Origin of the sequence: Colwellia psychrerythraea 34H (genome assembly GCF_000012325.1) — a bacterium.
Lineage (GTDB): Bacteria > Pseudomonadota > Gammaproteobacteria > Enterobacterales > Alteromonadaceae > Colwellia > Colwellia psychrerythraea_A.
On the sequence record NC_003910.7, the window covers coordinates 2,486,933 to 2,508,637 of the forward strand.

Annotated in this window: 12 protein-coding genes; 7 read left to right on the forward strand and 5 right to left on the reverse strand. The window is 37.4% G+C overall.

Translation table 11 applies throughout. The features are described from left to right. The first annotated feature begins 289 nt into the window (after positions 1 to 289). Positions 290 to 1,825 carry a sulfatase gene (locus tag CPS_RS10600; RefSeq protein ID WP_011043193.1) on the forward strand — a complete coding sequence of 512 codons (1,536 nt, stop codon included), beginning with the start codon at positions 290 to 292 and terminating at the stop codon, positions 1,823 to 1,825. A gap of 120 nt (positions 1,826 to 1,945) precedes the next feature. Here CPS_RS10600 and CPS_RS10605 read toward each other — a convergent pair whose 3' ends face one another. The 5 genes from CPS_RS10605 to CPS_RS10625 all read right to left on the reverse strand — a co-directional run bounded on the left by CPS_RS10605 (position 1,946) and on the right by CPS_RS10625 (position 13,940). Beyond that, positions 1,946 to 4,954 carry a putative Ig domain-containing protein gene (locus CPS_RS10605; protein WP_011043194.1) on the reverse strand — a complete coding sequence of 1,003 codons (3,009 nt, stop codon included), beginning with the start codon at positions 4,952 to 4,954 and terminating at the stop codon, positions 1,946 to 1,948. Positions 4,955 to 5,060: 106 nt separating this feature from the next. Further along, positions 5,061 to 7,850 carry a DUF5011 domain-containing protein gene (locus CPS_RS22885; RefSeq protein WP_011043195.1) on the reverse strand — a complete coding sequence of 930 codons (2,790 nt, stop codon included), beginning with the start codon at positions 7,848 to 7,850 and terminating at the stop codon, positions 5,061 to 5,063. 229 nt (positions 7,851 to 8,079) lie between these two features. Next, positions 8,080 to 11,262: an efflux RND transporter permease subunit gene (locus CPS_RS10615; RefSeq protein WP_011043196.1), complete on the reverse strand. Its 3,183-nt coding sequence runs from the start codon at positions 11,260 to 11,262 to the stop codon at positions 8,080 to 8,082. Then, positions 11,255 to 12,586 carry an efflux RND transporter periplasmic adaptor subunit gene (locus CPS_RS10620; RefSeq protein ID WP_011043197.1) on the reverse strand — a complete coding sequence of 444 codons (1,332 nt, stop codon included), beginning with the start codon at positions 12,584 to 12,586 and terminating at the stop codon, positions 11,255 to 11,257. The genes CPS_RS10615 and CPS_RS10620 overlap by 8 nt, the downstream gene beginning before the upstream one ends. Further along, positions 12,579 to 13,940 carry a TolC family protein gene (locus CPS_RS10625; RefSeq protein WP_041736904.1) on the reverse strand — a complete coding sequence of 454 codons (1,362 nt, stop codon included), beginning with the start codon at positions 13,938 to 13,940 and terminating at the stop codon, positions 12,579 to 12,581. Before CPS_RS10625 ends, CPS_RS10620 begins: the two co-directional genes overlap by 8 nt. Before the next feature lie 282 nt (positions 13,941 to 14,222). Between CPS_RS10625 and CPS_RS10630 the strand changes: the two genes are divergently transcribed. The 6 genes from CPS_RS10630 (at position 14,223) to CPS_RS10655 (ending at position 21,635) form a co-directional block, all read left to right on the forward strand. Then, positions 14,223 to 14,933 (forward strand): response regulator, encoded by a 711-nt coding sequence (locus CPS_RS10630; protein WP_011043199.1) that lies wholly within the window; start codon positions 14,223 to 14,225, stop codon positions 14,931 to 14,933. Between the two features lies 1 nt (position 14,934). Beyond that, positions 14,935 to 16,344, forward strand: coding sequence for an ATP-binding protein (locus tag CPS_RS10635; RefSeq protein WP_011043200.1), 1,410 nt, complete (start codon positions 14,935 to 14,937; stop codon positions 16,342 to 16,344). Between the two features lie 206 nt (positions 16,345 to 16,550). Then, positions 16,551 to 17,861: an L-fucose:H+ symporter permease gene (fucP, locus tag CPS_RS10640; RefSeq protein ID WP_011043201.1), complete on the forward strand. Its 1,311-nt coding sequence runs from the start codon at positions 16,551 to 16,553 to the stop codon at positions 17,859 to 17,861. A gap of 108 nt (positions 17,862 to 17,969) precedes the next feature. Beyond that, positions 17,970 to 18,956 (forward strand): glucokinase, encoded by a 987-nt coding sequence (locus CPS_RS10645; protein ID WP_041736905.1) that lies wholly within the window; start codon positions 17,970 to 17,972, stop codon positions 18,954 to 18,956. Positions 18,957 to 19,053: 97 nt separating this feature from the next. After that, complete coding sequence (locus CPS_RS10650; RefSeq protein ID WP_011043203.1) at positions 19,054 to 20,469, forward strand: DUF1800 domain-containing protein; 1,416 nt, start codon at positions 19,054 to 19,056, stop codon at positions 20,467 to 20,469. Between the two features lie 2 nt (positions 20,470 to 20,471). After that, positions 20,472 to 21,635 (forward strand): DUF1501 domain-containing protein, encoded by a 1,164-nt coding sequence (locus CPS_RS10655; RefSeq protein WP_011043204.1) that lies wholly within the window; start codon positions 20,472 to 20,474, stop codon positions 21,633 to 21,635. Positions 21,636 to 21,705: the final 70 nt, after the last annotated feature.

Here is a 21,705-nt window from a genome sequence, read left to right on the forward strand (position 1 = left end):
AAACAAAATGATATCGTTGTCAATGATGGTTGTGTCGATTAATAATTAAATTGTAATAACTTGTCGTGAAGGAGACGTATGCGACATTTATGATGATATAGAGACAACTTTTTTTACTCTCACTAGTTATTCTCCTTTGAGTGAATATCAAGGTGAAATATGACTTTATAAAAAGTAGAAGAATAGAGTAAGGAGTATTGTTTGTTATATATCGAGGCCTGTGACAGGGGTGTTTTTTATTTAAGCAAAATATACGTATTCTAAATAAAATAGTTAAGTAGGTTTTAAAATGAAAAATTTTCTTATGAAAAAAATTATATACAGTGGAGTCCTTTCCATCCATTTTATTCTGGCTTTCGTTGTCAATTCTGTCGGTGCAGCACAATTAAAGAAAAGTAGTACACTATCGATGAATGTACTCTTTATCACTATTGATGACTTAAATAACGATTTAGGTGCTTATGGCCATCATTTGGTAAAAAGCCCAAATATTGATGCTTTAGCAAAGAAAGGCATTCGTTTTGATAAAGCCTATAGCCAATCCCCAATGTGCACGCCAAGTCGCTCTAGTTTTATGACTGGTTTGTATCCAGACCAAACGGGCATTATTGCCCATGGTTCACATACTCAAATGACAGCACATTTTCGTGAGCATATTCCCAAAGTAACTACTTTACCGCAGTTATTTAAAAATAATGGGTACTTTTCTGGCCGTGTAGGTAAAATTTATCATCAAGGAGTGCCTAATCAAATAGGTACTTCGGGGGCCGATGATGCTGCTTCTTGGCACGAAACAGTCAACCCTATTGGTTTGGATAAAGACGTTGAGGATAAGATTATTGCTTTTAATGAAAAAGCACTAGTACGACAATCATTTGGTGGGGTATTAAGCTTTTTAGCTATTGGGGATGATGACAAAGCACATACCGATGGTAAAGTTGCCACAGAAACGATCAACATGATAAAAGACCATCATCCAGATAAAACGGGTAAGCCATTTTTCATTGGTGCGGGATTTTATCGACCTCATACTCCCTTTGTTGCGCCTAAAAAATATTTTGATTTATATCCACTAGAGAAAATAAAACCCTATATTGCTCCGAAAAATGACCGTAAAGATATTCCTGATATTGCTCTTCAAGATAGAGAAGGGCAGGTAGGGCTAACTCTGAACCAACGCAAACAAATTATCCAAGGTTACTATGCTGCGGTTTCTTACGTTGACGCACAAGTAGGACGAGTGCTTGATGCTTTAAAGCAACAAGATTTAAGTGATAATACTATTGTGGTTTTTCTATCGGACCACGGTTATGAACTAGGTCAGCACGGTTTATGGCAAAAGGGTAGTTTGTTTGAGGGATCGGCTCGCGCTCCGTTAATCATTTATGCACCAAATGTTAAGGATAATGGTCGCGTGGTAACATCTCCTGTTGAGTTAGTTGATATTTATCCAACACTAGCAAAGCTTACCGGATTAGTGGCCCCTGAGTATTTGGCAGGAAAAGATTTAACCCCCGCGCTTAATGATGTTGATTTTCAAGTGAGAAAGGGCGCTTATTCCGCTATTTTAAATCGCAACAAAGGGGATAATAATCAATTTGCTTTTACAAAAATACGGGGACACTCAATTCGCACCAATCGATATCGTTATACCGAGTGGGGGGAAGGGTATTTTGGCGCAGAGCTTTATGACCATAAAAATGATCCTCAAGAGCTTAAAAATTTGGCTGATAAAGTATCGTTAGAAAGCGTCAGAATCAAAATGAAGTGGCTTCTCAATGATGCCATGGATGATGCACAAAAACGCATTAAATCAATTGAATAGAGTTTTAGTTGATTTGGTTGCGGTATATTGAATAAGGTTTATTAACTAAAAACGCCTCAGTTACACTCATGTAGCTGAGGCGTTTTGCTTACCACTATAATAATTGGCGGTTAGTTGTACCTAAAATTTATTACGCATTGTGAATACTCTTAAAAAGCATAGGAGTAATAAACTGAAACTAATTGAACCTCCCTCAGAGTTGTCCTCTTCAGTTTTTGGCGTTGGCTCAGGTTCTGGCTTGGTGCTGACTATTATTGTAAAAGTATTATTTATTACTTGAGCTGTATCACTATCACTATCGGTGACGCTAAGGATAAAAATATTCTCACCTATATCATTACCGCTAGGTGTACCAGTGATATCTCCTGCTTCAGAAAGCGTTAACCATTGTGGCCCTGACACTTTAGCAAAAACTAAGATATCCCCGTCAAGGTCGTTGGTAAAAGTCATTATATTATTGGTATAAGCTTGCTCTTGTGTTGCTAGCTCAAGTGCTATATTTTCATTTGACCAAGTTGGGGCGTTATTTATTGGCTCAACGGCAATTTCTGCTGTTACGGTAATAATTAATTCGTTGTTGATAAATTCATTTGAATTGTTTGTGCCATCGGTAACACTCACTATAACGTTATTTTCACCAATATCTGAATTTGTTGCTGTACCCGTTACTTCGCCAGCATCAGAAAGAGACAACCAGTCGGGACCTGATACTTTGGCAAAAATTAATGCATCGTTATCTGCATCGGTTGCCAAGGCTAAAATATTACTGTTATAACTGATGTTTTCTGTTGCTTGTTGCAGTATGTTTTGAATGTTATTCCAAACAGGAGCTGCATTAGTAGGTGCATCACTAATAACGTTAATGGTTAGGTTTAATGCTGTTGTTGCACTTGCTTGTCCAGTGTTATCACTCACTTTTATTGCAAAAGTATTCTCACCAATATCATCGGCTGTCGGTGTACCTTCAATTTTTCCGTTTGACCATAACATTAACCAAGATGGTCCTGATGTTTTATAAAATGAAAGCTTATCATTATCATCATCACTAACGGCATCGGCTAGGCTGTTACTATAGTATTGTAAGATATTAGCATCATCTTTGGTGATATTTGTATCAGCCACATTAATGACGGCATTACTGGTGGTAATTATTAATTCAGGTGCTTTATTGCCTTCTTTAGAACTGAATTTATTTAATGACGTTAAACTATTCGTTAATGCAAATGACAGTAGCGAGTCGCTTTTTAATAGACTAGCCGTAACATTTATTTCTAACCAAGCATTTTTATCGGCACTTGCACTATTAATGAATTCTCCTAACGTAGGCATAGTATTCCATGTTAATTCATACTCATCCCATTCATTATTTATTTTATGGGCGCTGACTGTGTCGGTAACTGATTCTGAATAAACCTTTAAAGTAACTGACTCTATACTGCCTTTTACTTGATTGGTGTTAAATTTAATATGAGGTCTTGATTGGTCTCCCTCACTATTATTTATATTTATTTGACTGGCTGTTGGTTGTCCTTTGCCATTAGGGTTTGCTTCTTTAGTAAAGTGATCGTCAGTTGCCGTTAATGTTAACGTTTGTTGATAATTACTGGGTAGCTCAATAGCCGTTTCACCAATTACCGTAATGCTGTAGGCAGGAAGCTTAAGCAATGTAGGTAAGCTATTAACCATACCACCGGAAAGCACCTCTTCTGAGTGAATAAATGTTTGTGGTTTTGTCCAATATTGGCGAACGGATTTATTGCTTGTTGTTAAGTTTTCAGTGTTAACTGTGTAGCTTACTGACGAGGTATTTATTAACAAATAACGCTGCTCTTCATTAGCGCTGTTACTACCTTGCCAGCCGTAAATAGCATCATAGTCAGCATAACCTGTTGGTGAAACGGTTGGAGTGTCTGATAAGTTTATTTTGGCGATAGTGTCCATGCCTTTTAACACGCTGCCAAATGCTCTCATGGCAATGCCACCTGCAGATAAACTGTATTTTTGTGAAGATAAGTCGCCTTGACCATGATCTATGGTTAAACCACTAAAAGTATTGCCTAAGTAATGAGAGCCTGATTTTGCACCAGTTATCAGGTTATGTAATAAAGCAATCTCTACTCGTCCGTCGGTTAAAAAACTTTGTAGTTGATTAGCATTAAAAAGTGCATGGGCCCATGTGTTTCGAGTAGGGCCTGTTCCATCTTTCATATTAAATTCGGTGATCCAAATTTTTTTGTCACTAGGTAAATTGTTTAAAGAGGTGTAACCATGCCACGCTTCAAAAGGCTGAGCTAACATAATATCAACACCACTATTGGTGATAAATTGTTGCCATTGTTGGTTTTGCTCTTCATTGGTACCGAAGTAACTAGTACTTTTGTCTGCGGGTAATACCGGATTTAGCTCACTTCGTGTATAGGTGTGAATGATGATGGCATCGCACTTTGTACATTGTGATATTTTTTCATTCCACTCTAATGAGCGTGGATCTTTTTTCATGGTACTGACATAAGCAATCTCTACATGAGGATAAATCGCTTTAATGGCATCAGTCCAGATATCTGCTTTGCTGACGTAGTCTTGACCACTTGGAAACATATCTACATAGGCTTCATCTTTTAAAAAGAACTCATTGCCTAATTCTATACGGTTTATTGGAAGACTTTTGGCAGTAGCATCTGCAAGACCGTCAAGGGTATGCTGTAGATCTCTCGTTAATAGGTTAACGACAAAAATTGGCTCAAACCCTGCGTTTTGATACCCGGTTTTAAAATTACTAATTTTGTAGTCATAACTTCCTAAACTTTCTTCACCTGAAGAATTTATTTTTATTTGATTGCCTGTGGGCCAATCAAAGTTATTAGCAATGGTGCCGCCGGGGTAACGTATTATGGAAGTGCCTGTGTTCTTGTAAAGTTGTGTTAGTTCTGTGCGATCCCACGGATTTGTGCTCATCGCTGACATCATGTTGGCATTATAACCGATAAAGTCTGGCTTCAAAGCACTTGGTTCAGCAATGGTTAACTCAATCACTTCTGCCGCATTGGCTATTGGTGTAAATGTTAATGCAGTGCAAAGGAGCAGAAATACATTGTTAGATAGTTTTGTAATGGCTAATTTATTTTTCATAACATTGAGTACTTAATAGGGTTTATTTTTAAATAGGATGGAAAACAAAAAGGGCGCTGTATAAATACAAGCGCCCTTTGTTTATTTGGTCTTTAGGATGAAGTTATTATTTTTTAGTTAATAATCTTCGAGTAAATAGACCTACCATTAGGAATAAACCAGCAAATGAGAAACTACCCCCTTTACTTTCAACTTCTTCGATAACCACTTCTGGTGCGGTTACTGTCAGGTTTTGTGTTATTTCACTGCTGTTACCAGCAGAATTGGTGGCTTTCCAAGTAATAGTGTAAGTTTTACCTGGCTGATAAACAGTATCTTTAAAACCTGTAGTTGCGGTAATAGCACCATCTTTTTCATCAATGGCAACAGGAGCATCGGTTAAATCACTTAGTATAATAACAGCATCAACACTGGTTTTATGGAAGGTCAGCTCAGGTAAAGCACCTGAGAAAACAGGTACAGCATCACTAACTACAGTTACTTCTCTTGTTACTTCTTCAGCACTATTTCCCGCAGCATCACTAATATTGTAAGTTAAGGTATAAGAGCCAGTTGTAGACACATCAACACTACCAGTTACAACGATGTTTACGCTTATATCTCCATCTCTTTCATCTTCTGCCAACGCGCCAGCATCGGTATATTCTTCACCCTCAACCACTATTATATTGGTCTCACCTACTAAGGTAATAACAGGTGCAGTAGCATCAGTGCTTCCTACGGTAACATCTCTAGTTAGCGTCGCAATATTCCCTGCAGCATCGCTAACAGTGTAAGTGATAACATAAGTACCAATAACAGCGGTATCTACACTGCCTGTGGAGGTGATATTTGCAGTGATGTCACCATCAGTCTCATCTAGTGCGGTTGCACCAGCATCAGTGTAGCTTCCACCTTCAATAACACTAAAAGAGGCGTCACCAATTAAGCTAATAATAGGAGCGGAAGTGTCAATAACTTCTTCACTTACTATGCTGACAACTCGTGTCAATGTAATCGCTGCGTTTGCTTCAGCATCCATCACATCGTAGCTTAAGGTATAGTCACCCAAGGTTGAAGTATCAACGCTACCGCTAACACTAATGTTGGCAGTAATATCTCCATCAGTATCATCTAATGCCGTTGCGCCTAATTCATTATATTCTCCACCTATCTGAATACTGATGTTACTACCAGATAAAGTTAAAACTGGTGCAGTTCTATCTTCAAAGTAATCTAAAATACCATCGGTATCTACATCAGCTGTATCAGCAACACCATCGTGATCAATATCAGGTGCATCAAAGCTACCAATAGCATTTAATGGTTCTAAATCTTCACCGTCAAGCAAGCCATCATTATCGTCATCGTTATCATTAAAGTCAGGAATACCATCGCTGTCTGAATCTCTGCCTGCTGCTAATAATGCATCGGTATTCTGATCAGCGAATAAAGTTATACCATCAATCCAAAGATTGCCTAGGTTTTCAATAGTAGGCTTTAAGAGGATAAGTTCTACTTCGTTGGCCGTTTGAGTGTCACTAAGGTTTTTATCTAGTTGGAAGTACTGCCACTCGGTAGATAAATCAGTATCTGTCAGTGTTAAATTAACAAATACATCTGAGTCATCAGCATTTGCTTTAATCAATCTGGCTTTAACAAAAAATGCTTCACCAGTCGCAGCAAAACCTGCTACATCGGTTTTAGCCCAAAACCCTAACGAAACCTGCTCAGTTGCATCAATAGTTACAATATTGGCTTTGCTGGTTGCAGCATTGTTTACTTTGTAAGAAGTCTCTCCAATTTTTGCATCTTTTGAGGAAACAAATTTCACTACACTCCAGTTATCTTGTTCGGCATCAAGCAGTTCTAGCGTAGTTGTTGATGAGGCTAAAGCATTGATTAGGGGGGCAGTAGTATCGTCATAACCATCGTTATTTAAATCAGTTGCTGGAGTGGTACTATATGGATGAGTATCAGCACTGTTGATGATACCATCACCGTCAAAGTCATCACCTGGCTTAGATTCAGTGAAATATGCTTGTGTTGGATGGGCATCAGCATCGTTCATTAAACCATCGTCATCAGTATCGGTAATAACATTAAATTGCATTGTGGCTTTGTCGGTATCACTAAACAAACTAACATTATCAATTAAAATAACATCGCCAGCTTTGGCAGGTTGAATTTGTAATTTAATAATATCATTGTATTTGCCATCGGTTAAAGCTATGCGAGTGCCGGTAGTTAAACCACCTAAGGCAATCGCTTCATCGGCTTCAGCTTGTATGTCGGCAAAAACAAAGGTACGAGAGATAGGAGTCCACTCGCTTGCATTGATGATGGTTACATCATCTGCTAAATCAGGATCATCTTGGTTATCGACTAGTATAGGAGCGAGGAACTTATCAGATGTAGGTGCTCCTTTGCCGTTTAAACTGCCGTCTTCAGCTTTTAAAGTCAGTTTTATTTTGAGTGGTGCAGTATGGTCAGATACGGTAACCGCTTTTGCCCAGAATCTCAGTGTGATTGAAGAGAAGCCATCCCCAGTCATGTCTGGAGCACTTAAGCCTTTGTTATTTTTTGTTGTTGTCATTTCAATGGCTTTTGAACCATCAAAACTATTATCTACTGATGTATATGAAGCATCAGCTGAAACTTTAGCCCAGAAGTTAGCGCCAGCCTCAAAATCACTGTTAATGACTCTGTTGATGGTGATTTGTTGTAAGTCAGTATCACAAGGAGCACCATCTTGTAGATTCGTTACGCCATCGTTATCAAAATCATCACCGGCAGTGTAATCACAGGCGGCATAAGCACCTGAGCTTAATGATAACATTACCGCTGCAGCGACTGTTTTTAATGTATAGCTTTGAATACTATTGATATTGCTGCTTCTACTTTTCAGATATGACATAACTTAACCCCATAAAACTATTGTTTGAATTATAATACTGAAACAAAGCTTATTTAAGTATAAATCGTAAATAAACTATATTTCATTTTTAAAGTAATACAATTTTTAACACTTATTGACAACGATATCAATTCTTTTTGTCTTAGGATTGATAGCTTTTTCAGTGTTATTTAATAACTCGTTGTTTTATAGGGTTAAATATTTTAAAGGTGTTAGTTGTGTAGTTTTATTAAGCTTTGATATCGTTGTACTCGCTTGTTATTAGGTATAAACAAGGTAGCACTAATAAACAAATAAAGGTTGTGAATAAAATGCCAAAGCCAAGTGATACAGCCATAGGTACAATAAATTGAGCTTGGCGTGATGTTTCAAAAACCATGGGGGCTAAACCGCCAAAAGTGGTCAGTGTGGTTAGTAGTATTGGACGAAAGCGACGCATGCCAGCATTAATAATTGCTTGTTTAGGTTTGTGCCCTTGTGTTACTTGTTTATTGGCGTATTCCACCATTATTAGGCTGTCGTTGATTACCACACCAGCAAGGGCAAGCATGCCCATTAAACTCACAATGCTTAAGCCAAAACCTAACAGTAAATGACCTAAAATAGCACCCACAGCGCCAAAAGGAATAATGGCCATAATGAGTAAAGGTTGCAGGTAACTTTTAAAAGCAATGGCTAATAATATATAAATACCAGTAAGCGCAAAAAGGGTACCTAACTCAAGCTTAGAAACACTTTGCGCTATCTCTTTTTGATCACCACTCATTGAAACTTTTAATCCAGCAAACTGGCGAGTAAGTCTAAGAGTGAGTTGCTGATGAATAAAATCATTAACTTGTGGGGTTTTAGTTTCATCTTCTACTTCAATATAAAGCTGTTCTATACGTTGATTTTTATAGCGTTTAATTGTGGCCGGGCTGTAAGTTTTACTGATGTTTGCTATTTCATTTAAGGGGACAAAGCCGCCATCGCCCGTACTAATCAGTAGGTTTTCAATATCACCAGAACTTTGCCTTTCTCTTAATGGTAGCCGTACTAATACAGTGACTTCGTTTTGTCCTCTGTGCTGGCGGGTAACTCGTGCACCATACAGTGAAGAACGTAATTGTTTAGCAACATCACTTCCATTAAACCCTAAGCTTTGACCATTTTCATTTAAGGTTAATGACCATTGTGGGTTACCTTGCTCCATTGAGTTGGTAATACTGGTAATGTATTGTCCACTTTGCTGGTCACTTTGAAGGTAGTTTTGCGCTGCGATAGCTGCATTACTTAATACGTTAGTATCATTGTGTCTAAGCTCAAGAGTGATAGAAGCTTCAATTTGGCTGTTACTATTTTTTCGGGCACTTCCAAAACGCAGCTTGCCTAAATTGTTTAAAGATTGCTTGCCTAATAATTTTGATTGCTCTCGCCATAGGCTTTTTATATCAACTGAGCTAATTTCACGCTCTTCACTGTCAACGAGTAATAAACCTACTTCTAAGGTGTTTTCAAAAATTTCACTTCTAATACTAATAACTGCCTGCTCAATTTCGTTTTTTGAGAGCATCTCTTTAGCATTACTTTCAAGCTTGTCTTTTACTTTATTCATTTGCATTAAAGTAAAATCTTCAGGTAATACTATACTCGCTTTTACCCAACGGCCCTCCATTTTTGGCATTAAACTAAAGCCCATTTTTCCACTAAAGGCATAACCTAAAACCCATAATAAAATTAGCGAAGCAATAGATAATGTTAGAGCCGGCCATGAGAGGCATTTTTTCAATACCGATAAATACGGGTGTTGAATAAAGCTCTCTAAGGCTTTGTCAAAATTTTGTTGAGCCTTTTGCATGGCAAAACTAAAATAATAGGCTGATTTACTGAGTATATTATTACCTGGGGTTTTAGTTGTTTTTTGGTTAATTCTTGCCAAGTGTGCAGGTAATATAAATAAGGCTTCAAGCCATGAAATAACAAAGCATAGAATAACAACCACAGGTATTGCACCAAACATCAACTTCATAAAACCGGGTAAAAAGAGCAGAGGGATAAATGCGATGATGTTGGTTAATATTGCAAAGGTTAACGGTTTGGCAACTTCTTGTGCGCCAAGCTGCGCTGCACTTGAAAATGGCATGCCTTCTTGCATGTGCGTATAAATATTTTCCCCTGCAATAATGGCATCATCAACCACAATACCAAGAGCAATAATAAAGCCAAACATAGACACCATATTGATGGAAATACCAAAGCTTGGTAAAAAAAGAATAGCGCCTAAGAAAGCACTTGGAATACCGGCAACTACCCAAAAAGCTAAACGAAAATCAAGAAATAAACTCATAAAAAATAATACGAGCAGTAAGCCAAAAAATGCATTTTTTAGTAATAAACTAAGTCGTTTTTGGTAGTTTTTTGCATCGTCATCAATAATAGTTAGCCCTGCTGTAGGGGGAAGCAAGGCTTCTAACTCTGGCCACATAGCCTCTATTGCTTTACCTATTTTGTCGGGAGATTGCTCACCTACTCGGTAAATGCGTAAACTTGCGGCCAACTGACCATCAAAGGTGATCATTGATTTAGAATCAGCAAAGCCTTCTGTTATCTTAGCGACATCCTTCAGTTGTAATGCTCCGCCATTTTTGTCAGGCATTATGCTTAGTTGAGCAAATTCATCCGCCCAAAGCAGACGCTCATCTACTTTAACTAATATATTTCCGCTATTAGATTTAATAGTACCAGTGGATTGTTCTTTGGTTAACAAACTTATTTTTTTCGCTATTGTTGATAAATCAGTTTGTAAGCTGTTGAGCATATGTTGAGAAATATCAATATGTATTTCTTCTTTTGCAGTACCATGTAAAGTGACTTTAGATATATCAACAGACTGTAAAATACGATCGCGTATTTCTTCACTGAGTCGCTTTATACCTATTGCATCTAAATCACCATGCACGACTATTTCCATTACATCTCTGACTTTACTGGCAAGAAATATTCTGGGTTTATCCATTTCAGTCGGGAATGTGTTAATACGGGTGATTGCTTGTTGAACATCTTGAAATATCTTTTGGGCATTATCTGAGCCCTCTAGTTCAGCGCGTATGAATAAACGGCCTGTTCGGATAATTGTTTTTACTTCTTTAATGCCCTCTAATGGTGTGATGATTGCTTCAATGGGCAGGGCAATTGCTGATTCTATTTCATCTGGAGAGGCTCCTGGATAATTTATAACAATACCTACTCGGTCTAGGGTGACGTCAGGCATATATTCTTTGCGTATTATAAACGACATTACTAAGCCGCCGACAATAAGCAATAACATGAGTAAATTTGGCGCAATGCCGTGGTTAATCATCCATGCAATTGAATTGTATTTTTGAGCTGCTTTTTTATCGGTAGCTGACTCTTTAGTGATAGATTTAAACATTGTCTTTATCCTTTAGAGATAAACTCTTTAAAGAACGCTTTTTCACCTTCATACCACTGACCGCGATCGACAGCTTATCGATAAGTGCATGATCACCTTCGAAGAAATTCCCTCTGACAAATAAGTACTTTTTACCCTGAAATACCACCTCAACTTTACGTTGTTGCAAGGTGTTTTTTTGATCAACCACCCAAATGTAGTCATTAGCTATTAACCAATGAGGTTTGATTTGTACTGTGTTTTCTAATGGTTTGCCATGAAGCGATAAAAACAAAAAATCATTGATGAAAATAAGGTTAGGTGAATTGTTTGATGTTGCTTGTGTTTCAGTCCCAAGTGTCGCCTTTATAAGTGCCCTTTTTTTTAGCAATAAAGGGTCATCAATACTAACCAGCAGTTGTACTTGTCTATCACGACTATCTAGTGACGTTAAGCTAGTCAGAATGTTACCTAAGCGAGTATGTTTTATATTTCTGTTTTGTTGATGCGTTAACAAAACGGGTTGTTTCTTGTCTAAAATAGTGAAAAATTGACGTGGTATTTTTACTTCTAGCCAAAACTGTTCAATATTTAAAATCTGATAAAGTGAGCTGTTGGCGTTGATGCTTGCGCCTAAGCTTATATTTCGTTTCTGAATTTTTCCGGTGAAAGGCATGGTTATTTCTGTTTTTGCTAAATCAGCTTTTGCTTTATCAACACTTGCTTGATTACTCATCACTTTTGCTATGGCACTAGCAATTTGGGGTTCTCTTAATACGAGAGATTTTTCCTGTTCCGTTTGCATGTCGTCAGGCATAAAGGCAAACGCTTCTAGGGCAAGAACTTGGTTTCCCTTTTCAATGCTAAGTGTTGATTGCGCTTGTATTAAGGCCGATTTTTTATTAATAAGTGCATATTGGAAGTTTTCACTATTGAGTGTTAAAAGTGTTTCTCCCTGGTGAATTAATGCCCCTGGAATAGCATCAGGGTTTACTTTATTGATAACTCCTGAGACTTCAGCTTTAAGATTTAATGTTTGAGCCGGTTTTACCACGCCTGTTGCTTGCCATGTTGGGGTATGTGTTTCGACTGTTATTAATTGAGTATTTACAATGCGTATTTTTTTTTGATTTTTTGATTTTGTTACATCATTTAGATTTTTTTTCTCACTAACCTTAGTACTTAATAATAAATTTGATTTTCCTGAATGATAAATAAAATAGCTGCCAAGCACAGCAATAATTAAAATAATAATCGGTAAGGTACTTTTCATTAAGGAGCGTTGCTTTAGTAGGTTTAGTTGACTTGAGGTGTTTTTGTTATTTGTGCTGCTAAATTTAGTCATGATGACTACTTCCTTCTTTTTGCTCTAGTGATATAAAATCACCATGACTAATTGCGCTATACAAGGATAAGCGAGATTCAAGCTGTGCATGCTTACTATCAATAAGCTGACGCTCAAGTTTTAGTGTACTGTCCTGTGCTTGTAGTAACTGTAGGTATTGTGCTTGCCCATTAAGGTAATATCTCTTTTTAAGTTGTTGAATTTTTTTAGCAAGTTCAAGCTGCAAAGCCAAACTAATGGTTATCTGCTGATATTCATTAGCGATAATTAATGCTTCTTCAACCTCAAAAATTGCTTGTTGCCATTTTTGTAAATAGTCATATTGCAAAGCTTTAAGGTTATACTTCTTTTGTTTTACGGTTTGTTTTCGTTGTCCATAATCAATAATGGGCATGATTAAACCTGCACTAAGGTCACCAAGCCAATCGCTAAATATACTTTTTGCGTTTTGATTTGTTGAAGAGTAAGAGGCTCTTAAGGTTAATTGTGGGAACTGCTCAGCAACTGCAATAGCAACTTCGGCATCAGCTGCTTGTAATTTTGCATAAGATTTTTGAATGTCGGGTCGGTATTTTAATGCTTTTAGTTCAATACCTGATACAGGGATGGACAGAAGGGTGGGTAACTTTCCTTGAGGACTTTTTGGTAATTGATTAGCTAAAGTACCTGACCACAAAGCGAGTTTTTGTTTTTGTAATGCTGACTTTGCTATTGCTTTATTTGTTAGCGTTGTTAATGATTCCAATAAACCTTGTTGTTGCCAAGCATCACTTCTCCCGGTTTTCCCAAGCGCTACGCGACGCTGTATTATCTTTAAACCCTGTTCTGTTCGTTTGCTCTGCTGTGTTAACAATTTTATTTTTTCAGTTTCTACCATCCAACCAACCCAAGCACTGCTTACATTAGCGGCAATTAAGTTTGCTTTAATACTAATATCGTTTTTGCTCGCTGAATTCTCCCATAATGCTTTATCTTCACCCGCATTAAGTTTTCCCCATAAGTCTATTTCCCAACTAGCACTTAATCCCACCACTTGATAGTTATCATTTTGAGTAGTGTTTAAATTTTTATTGCGCTTTACTTTCGATGATAGTGATAAATTTAGATCTGGATTATTACTCGCTTTGACAATATTTAATTTTGCTTGTGTTTGATTTAGTCTACTAAAAGTTGCTTGTAAACTAGGGTTGTTTTTAAAGCTTGTTTCAACCCAATAAGTTAGTTGAGGTTCGTTAAAATTTGTCCACCAATCTTTATTCCGCGGGGATTTTATTACTGTGTTTGGTGTTGCGTCTTCAACGTTATTTGATAGTTTTTCTACTGGGTGCTCTGTAAGTTCTGCTCCTTGATACACAGCACAGCTTGGTAGGGATAAACTCAGGAGTAAAAAGAGGCTTTTTATGGGAAAGCTTATTCTTGTTAAGTGAAGCATTAGCGTATCGGCTATTATTGTTTAGAGCAGGTAAGATTATTTAAACAAATATTTTTAACTACGTTGGAATATGTGTTATCAAGTTGTCTCAGGTTTGGGGTTTGCGACAACTTGATACAATTTTTTTTAAAAATCTTATAAACTAATCGATATAGTGCTAGTTAAGTATCGTTTAAATAGCGTTTAGTTTTAAAAGAGGTAGCAATGACACATATTTTAATTGTTGATGATAATCCTGATATTAGGCAGCCTTTGGCTCGTTATTTAGGTGACCATGGCATGAGAGTGACCAGCGTTGATGGCGGTAAAGCAATGCGTGAAACATTGAAAAACAGTGTTATCGATCTAATTTTGCTTGATATTATGATGCCAGGTGAAGATGGATTATCTTTGTGTCGTTTTGTTCAAAGTAATTTAAAAATTCCGGTGATTTTACTTACAGCATTAACGGAAGATACCGACAGAGTGGTTGGACTAGAAATGGGCGCAGATGATTATGTTGCAAAACCTTTTAATCCAAGAGTATTACTTGCCAAAATTAAAGCGGTATTACGTCGTAGTCAAAGTTTCCCCGTACAAGTTGAGCAGGTTAAATCAGACATCCTTATTTTTGACGATTGGCGTTTAGACATTAATCAACGTGAGCTGATAAATAAAAGTGACGTTACTATAGCCCTAAGTGCCGCTGAATATCGCTTACTTAAAGCTTTTTTATTACGTCCACAAGCGGTATTAACAAGAGATCAATTGCTTGACCTTACTCATGGTAGGGAAGCTAAAGCTTTTGATCGAAGTATCGATAATTTGATTAGCCGCCTAAGACGTAAAGTTGAAGTAGATCCAAGTTCACCAAAGTTAATTAAAACTGTATGGGGTGGTGGTTATTCGTTGTCTGTTCCAGTGGTGCATCAATAAAATGTTAACCATTGTTAAATCATGGTTACCTAAAAGGCTCACCGGACAGCTGATTTTATTATTGCTTTCAACACTCACTTTTTCTCAATTATTTACCTTGTTTTTCTTCCTGTCTGAGTCTGATTATATTGCGGAACAAATTGAAACAAAGCAATTAATACGTAGAGCAGCACAAGCGTCAAATGTATTAGCAACCGTGCCTGAGAAACATCATAAAGCGATGTTAAAAGCAATGAGTGTGCACCGGGTTAAATTTTATATCAGTCAATCAGCAGAAACCGATAACACAGCGTCTTTTAATGAAAAGTCATTTTTAGCTGAGCGGCTATTATTAAGGAAAATGCTAAATAAAGAATATGGCAAAGTATATGTATATCAAGACTTAGCCAGTAGTAGTCGCATTGCTACTTTACTTGAATACCTTTATCAAAAACTCAAAGAGCCTACTAAAGCTGGTAATAAAAAACCCAAACGATTAAAACTTTTTACAACAGCTATCGAGTTAAAAAATAAGCAATGGCTGATGATGAGTGTGTATAGCCGAGATCCTTTTCCTCTTTGGGCGAAAACAACACTGATATCACTGTTAATAATGTCCTTAGTGTTAATTGTTATCGTAGTATTTTCTGTTAAGCGAATTATTAGGCCATTAAATGAGTTGGCCGATAATGCAAAAAAACTTGGCTTAGGGGAAAGTATTCAACCGATAAAGGAGCAAGGTCCTGAAGATGTTCAACACGCGGTAAAAGCTTTTAATCAAATGCTGTTACGCTTAAATAAAATGGTGACACATAGAGCGAGATCCTTAGCTGCTATGTCTCATGATTTAAGAACCCCCTTAACGTCTATGCGCTTGCATGCAGAATTTATTAGCGATGAAGTTACTCAAGATAAAATTATTGAAAAACTTGATGAAATGGAGCACATCACTAAGGCAACGATTTCGTTTGCTAAACAAGACTCATGGCTTGAAAAATCACGTAAGGTGGATATATGCGCTCTAATAGAGAGTTTATGCTTAGATCTATCTGATATTGGTTTAAATGTGACTTGTGATATCACTGATAAAATTAATTACTCTTGTCGGCCCGTTGCGCTAAAACGAGCTTTTAGTAACTTAATTGAAAACGGTGTTAAGTACGGGAAATGTGTACATGTATCGATTTTTGAAAACAATAAATCTATCAATATAATCATTGCCGATCAAGGGCAGGGGATCCCTGAAGCTGAACAACAGCGTATGTTTGAAGCATTTGAACGTTTGGATGACTCTAGAAACCAAAAGTCTGGTGGCATGGGATTAGGTATGACTATCGCCTTAACAGCAATACAAGATCATGGCGGTGAAATTAAGCTGAAAAATAGAGTAGAAAAAGGTTTAGACGTGATTGTTAAGCTGCCGCTGAATTAAAAAGTTGGTTATTTGGAGGGGGTTTTCAAATATAAAGACATTGCTTTTGTTTTGTCTTGACATCGATGTCAGTAAGTTTTATCTTCAATAACATATTATCAATAAAACATAGCGAATATTCCTATTAAGAGTTAATCCTTATTATAGATATTTGTTAAATTTACATATCAAACTATTAAAAATATAATAGATTAAGGGGAATAAAGATGGCGGTTAGTGGTTCGGCAGACTTGTCACAGTTTAAAGCGCAAAGTGACTCAGGACAGAGTTATAATTTCACATTAGTCGTGTTGACATCGTTATTTTTCATGTGGGGGTTTATTGCCTGTTTGAATGATATATTGATCCCACATTTAAAAAATGTCTTCTCATTGAACTATACCCAAGCAATGTTAATTCAGTTTTGCTTTTTTAGCGCATATTTTATTGTTTCAATGCCAGCCGCTGCCTTGATCAAGAAGGTGGGTTACAAATTTGGTATTGTTTCAGGATTATCTATTGCAGGAATTGGCTGCGTATTATTTTATCCAGCGGCAGGAGCTCAGTCATACCCTTTGTTTTTGTTTGCTTTGTTTGTACTTGCTTCGGGTATTACTTGCCTGCAAGTGTCAGCAAACCCTTATGTTGCTAGCCTTGGTCGTGCCGAAACTGCATCGAGTCGTTTAAATTTAACTCAAGCTTTTAATTCGTTAGGTACAACGGTAGCGCCATTTTTTGGTGGGTTATTTATATTATCTGCTGTTTCTTTAGGTGCGGAACAAATTGCACAACTTTCTGTAGCAGAGCAAGCCGCTGCAAAATTACAAGAAGCACAAGCAGTACAAATACCCTATTTAGTCTTAGCTGGTATTTTATTTGGTCTTGCGGCTATCTTTACTTTCTTAAAATTACCAAAAATAGAATCTATTGAAACGGATGATAGCTGTGCTGATGCGGTTAGCTTGAAGGAACAGCCTTCTGCGTGGAAAACACCACACCTTATGTTGGGCGCTTTAGGGATATTTGTTTATGTAGGAGCCGAAGTTTCTATTGGTAGCTTTTTGATCTCATTTTTAGGTGAAGATAATATTGCGGGTTTAGCTGAAGCACAAGCAGCTAATTATATTGCTTATTATTGGGGAGGGGCTATGGTAGGGCGCTTTATTGGTGCAGCCTTAATGCGTTTTGTTGCTGCTAATAAAATTCTAACTGTCAATGCTATTAGTGCAGTAATTCTTCTTATTGTGGCAATAACATCATCAGGTCAAGTCGCTATGTGGGCAATTTTATCGGTGGGTTTATGTAACTCTATTATGTTTCCTACTATTTTTACCCTAGCGGTAAATAGGTTAGGTAAAGCTACAGGGCAAGGCTCTGGTATTTTATGTTTATCTATTGCTGGTGGCGCTTTAATTCCACTACTTCAAGGTGTATTAGCTGATGCTATTGGTATTCAAATGGCATTTGTTCTTCCTGTTATGTGTTACTTATACATCATGTTTTATGGTGTAAAGGGATCTCGGATTGGTTTGCAATAAAGCTTTACAATTTCGGCAATAAATTGTTTAGGGGGATCCCCCTAAACATCAGCCAAGCGTAAGTTTACCCGCTAAATGGCTTAACTCGTTTTATTTCTCGGACAAATTATGAATAACCTTAATAAAAATGGCATCAACTTGGTTGCTGATATCGGGGGCACAAACATTCGATTAGCCATTGCTTCACCTTCGGATGTCATTACGGATATAGCTACTTATCAATGTGCGAAGTTTGCTAATTTAATTGATGTCATCCGGCTGTATATAATGGAAAAGCAACTTGAGGGTAAAACTATCAATGCTTGTTTAGCCATTGCCTGTCCGGTAGATGATGATTACATTTCCATGACCAATTTACCTTGGCAGTTCTCTCAAAAAGATTTAAAAGAACAATTAAAATTAAATACCTTAACCTTGATAAACGATTACACCGCCATTGCTCTGGCTATTCCTTATCTTAGCGATTCTCAAAAAGTGAAAATAGGGGCTGGTGAGGCGGTTAGTAATAAAGCTATCTCTGTATGCGGTCCTGGAACTGGCTTAGGTGTAGCTACTTTAGTGCCATTAGATAATAAATGGCACTGTATTAGTGGTGAAGGAGGACATGTCGATTTTGCCCCTGTTGATGAGTTGGAAGTAAAAGTTTTTTCTTATATTTATGCTTATAAAAAACGGGTTTCTTATGAACAATTATTATCTGGTTATGGCTTAGAACAGATATATCAAGCGCTTGTTAAGATAACTAATGAAGGCAAAAGTAATAATTTTGTGGCCGGTGACCTTTCGGCTGAAATTATAAGTACTAATGCGATTAATGGTGACTGTATTTTATGCAAACAAGCATTAGAATTTTTTTGTAAAGTATTAGGAAGTTTTGCTGGTAATTTAGCACTAACGGCTAATAGTTTAGGTGGCGTATATATTGCTGGTGGTATTGTGCCTAGGTTTATCGACTTTATTGAAAAGAGTGGCTTTAGAGAACGTTTTGAAACAAAAGGGCGGTTATCCTCATTAACCCAACAAACGCCGACTTATGTGATAACTGAAACTCAACCTGGCCTTTTAGGAGCCGCAGCATATTTGAACCAACTTTAGTGTAAAGAAGGGTAAATCAACTTGTACTTAAAATAGCTTTTCATCATGATAAGTGTCGAAGGTTTGAAGAAACACAACGGCTAATAAGGTAATGAAAATGGCTACTACTAGTATGATCGCGGTTAATAGGTTTGGTTATGGTGCCAAACCGAATGAATTAATTTTAGTGGCCCAGTCGCCAAAAGAATGGTTGATTAAACAACTATCTCAATCTCCTCCAGTAGCATTTAATTATTCCTTACCAAGCTCTAGTGATATTTTCATCCAATTACATGGTTATCGTAAAAACAAGAAAGTCGCTAAAAAAATAGCCCAAGAACTTGCTGGGAAGGATTTTGATAAACAAATGTCCATGGAAGGTGTTGTTACTAAGAAAGCTAGAAATCCAGCTCATAAATTGTTAAACCAACTCTCATCAGATGCAATTGACCAAGCGATTCGATCTGATCATAGCCTTAATTGGCGTTTGCTCGATTTTTTCTCTAACCATTTTAGTGTCAGCGCTTCAGGTCCTGTAATGACAGCTATTGCACCAACATTAGAACGAGAAGCTATTGCGCCGAACTTACTGGGTAACTTTGAAGATTTGTTGCTAAGTGTATGCCAACATCCAGCCATGTTAATTTATTTGAATAATGAAAGATCGTTTGGTACCAACTCTCAAATTAATAAAAATGGCAGAGGCAAGAAAAAGGTAGGTCTTAATGAAAATTTAGCCCGTGAAATTCTTGAACTCCACACATTAGGTGTTAATGGTGGTTATCAGCAACAAGATGTTACTGCCCTAGCAAAGGGTATTACCGGTTGGAGTGTTGCTAGAATCGGGCGTGATGAAGGTAGCGGTTTTTTATATCGAGCTAATGGTCATGAACCAGGAAGTTTTACCTTGCTTGGTAAAAGCTATAAAAAGAGCAGGAAAAACGCGAAACAAGGTGAAATGATGTTACGAGATTTAGCTAATCATCCAGCCACTGCTCGACATATTAGTTTTAAATTAGCGTATCATTTCATTTCTGAACAACCTCCAGAATCATTAATTAATAAAATGGTCAAACGTTGGCTTGCAACAAAAGGCAATATTAGGGAGGTAATGATTACGTTAATTAATGCTGAAGAGTCATGGCATGCCGATAGTCAAAAATTTAAAACCCCAAGAGAGTTTGTTATCTCATCGCTAAGATCCATAGGGGATAATAAAAAGTTGAATCTACGTCAGTTGATGAAATCGTTATCAGCATTAGGACAAAAGCCCTTTAGTGCAGGATCTCCCGCAGGCTTTAGTGACAGTGGTAATGATTGGAATGGTGGCAGTGCCATAATGGCTAGAATTAATTGGTCAGCAGCACTATCTTCCAAATTATCTTTTAAACACACAGTAAATGTGGAGACTATAATGAGCAATTCTTTTGGTAAAAACATCAGCGAATTGTCGTATAACACAATATTGCGTGCAGAAAGTAAAGAGCAAGCAATGACCTTGCTTTTGATGAGCCCAGAGTTTCAAAGGAGATAGTCATGCAACGTCGTCAATTTATCAAATCTATGGCTGCCACTTTAGTTCTATTTAAAACACCAAATGCTGTTGCTAAGGCATTATCTGCTACTTCACCGAAATCCGGGAATAAAAAAATTATTTGGGTTGTATTAAGGGGGGCGATGGATTCATTACATACCCTAGTGCCCACTTTTGATACTGAATTATCGGTATTAAGACCCAAATTGCTCGCGAGTATTAAAGATGATTTATTGATGTTAGATAATGGTTTTGCGCTACATCCAAGTTTAAGTAACCTGCACCAGTGGTATAAAAAGGGTGAGTTACTGCCGATTACCGCGGTTTCTTCGGGGTATGCCAAGCGCTCTCATTTTGATGGACAAGATTATTTAGAATCAGGCTTGACTAATATTGACCATGATACTGGCTGGTTAGGCCGAGCCGTTAATATGAAGGAAAAGCAAGCGTTGGCTATAGCTAATTCAACGCCAATTAGCTTGAGAAGCAGCGAAGCGAGTACTTGGTATCCGTCTCAGTTAAAAGAGGCGGATGAGGATGTGTATCAAGCCTTAATGAAAATGTATCAAAATGATGAGTTATTAATTAATAGGCTTGAAGATGGTTTAGCAGTAAAAGAGATGGCCGATACCATGGTAGGTGACAGAGCACTTAACATTAAGAAAAAAGGACAATTCATTGAGTTATCCAAATCCTGTGCAAATTTAATGATGGGCAATAATGGTGTAGATTGTGCGATGTTAGAATTGGGAGGCTGGGATACACATAATAACCAAGCAACCCGTTTGTCTCGGCAACTTAAAGCGCTTGATCAAGGATTAAAAGCTTTAAAAGACGGATTAAAAGATCAGTGGCAAGATACCGTTGTTGTTGTTGCGACAGAATTTGGCAGAACAGTAAAAGAAAATGGAACAGGTGGAACGGATCACGGAACAGCAAGCGCAATGTTTATTGCTGGTGGCTCAGTTAATGGTGGTAAAGTCTTGGGAAATTGGCCTGGACTGAAAAATAACCAACTATTTGAGCAACGTGATTTAATGCCAACTAGCAATACCTTCTCTTGGCTAGCAACAGTTGTGTCCCAACAATGGTCGTTGAGTGACAATCAGTTAAAAGCTGTATTTCCTCACGTTGACAAAAGAACTGTTAAGTTGTTTGTGGGCTAAACCTCACTGTAATGGTCAAATGATTTTGGCCACTAATTTATAGATTGTAAGGCGGTATGGGGGCGTAAGC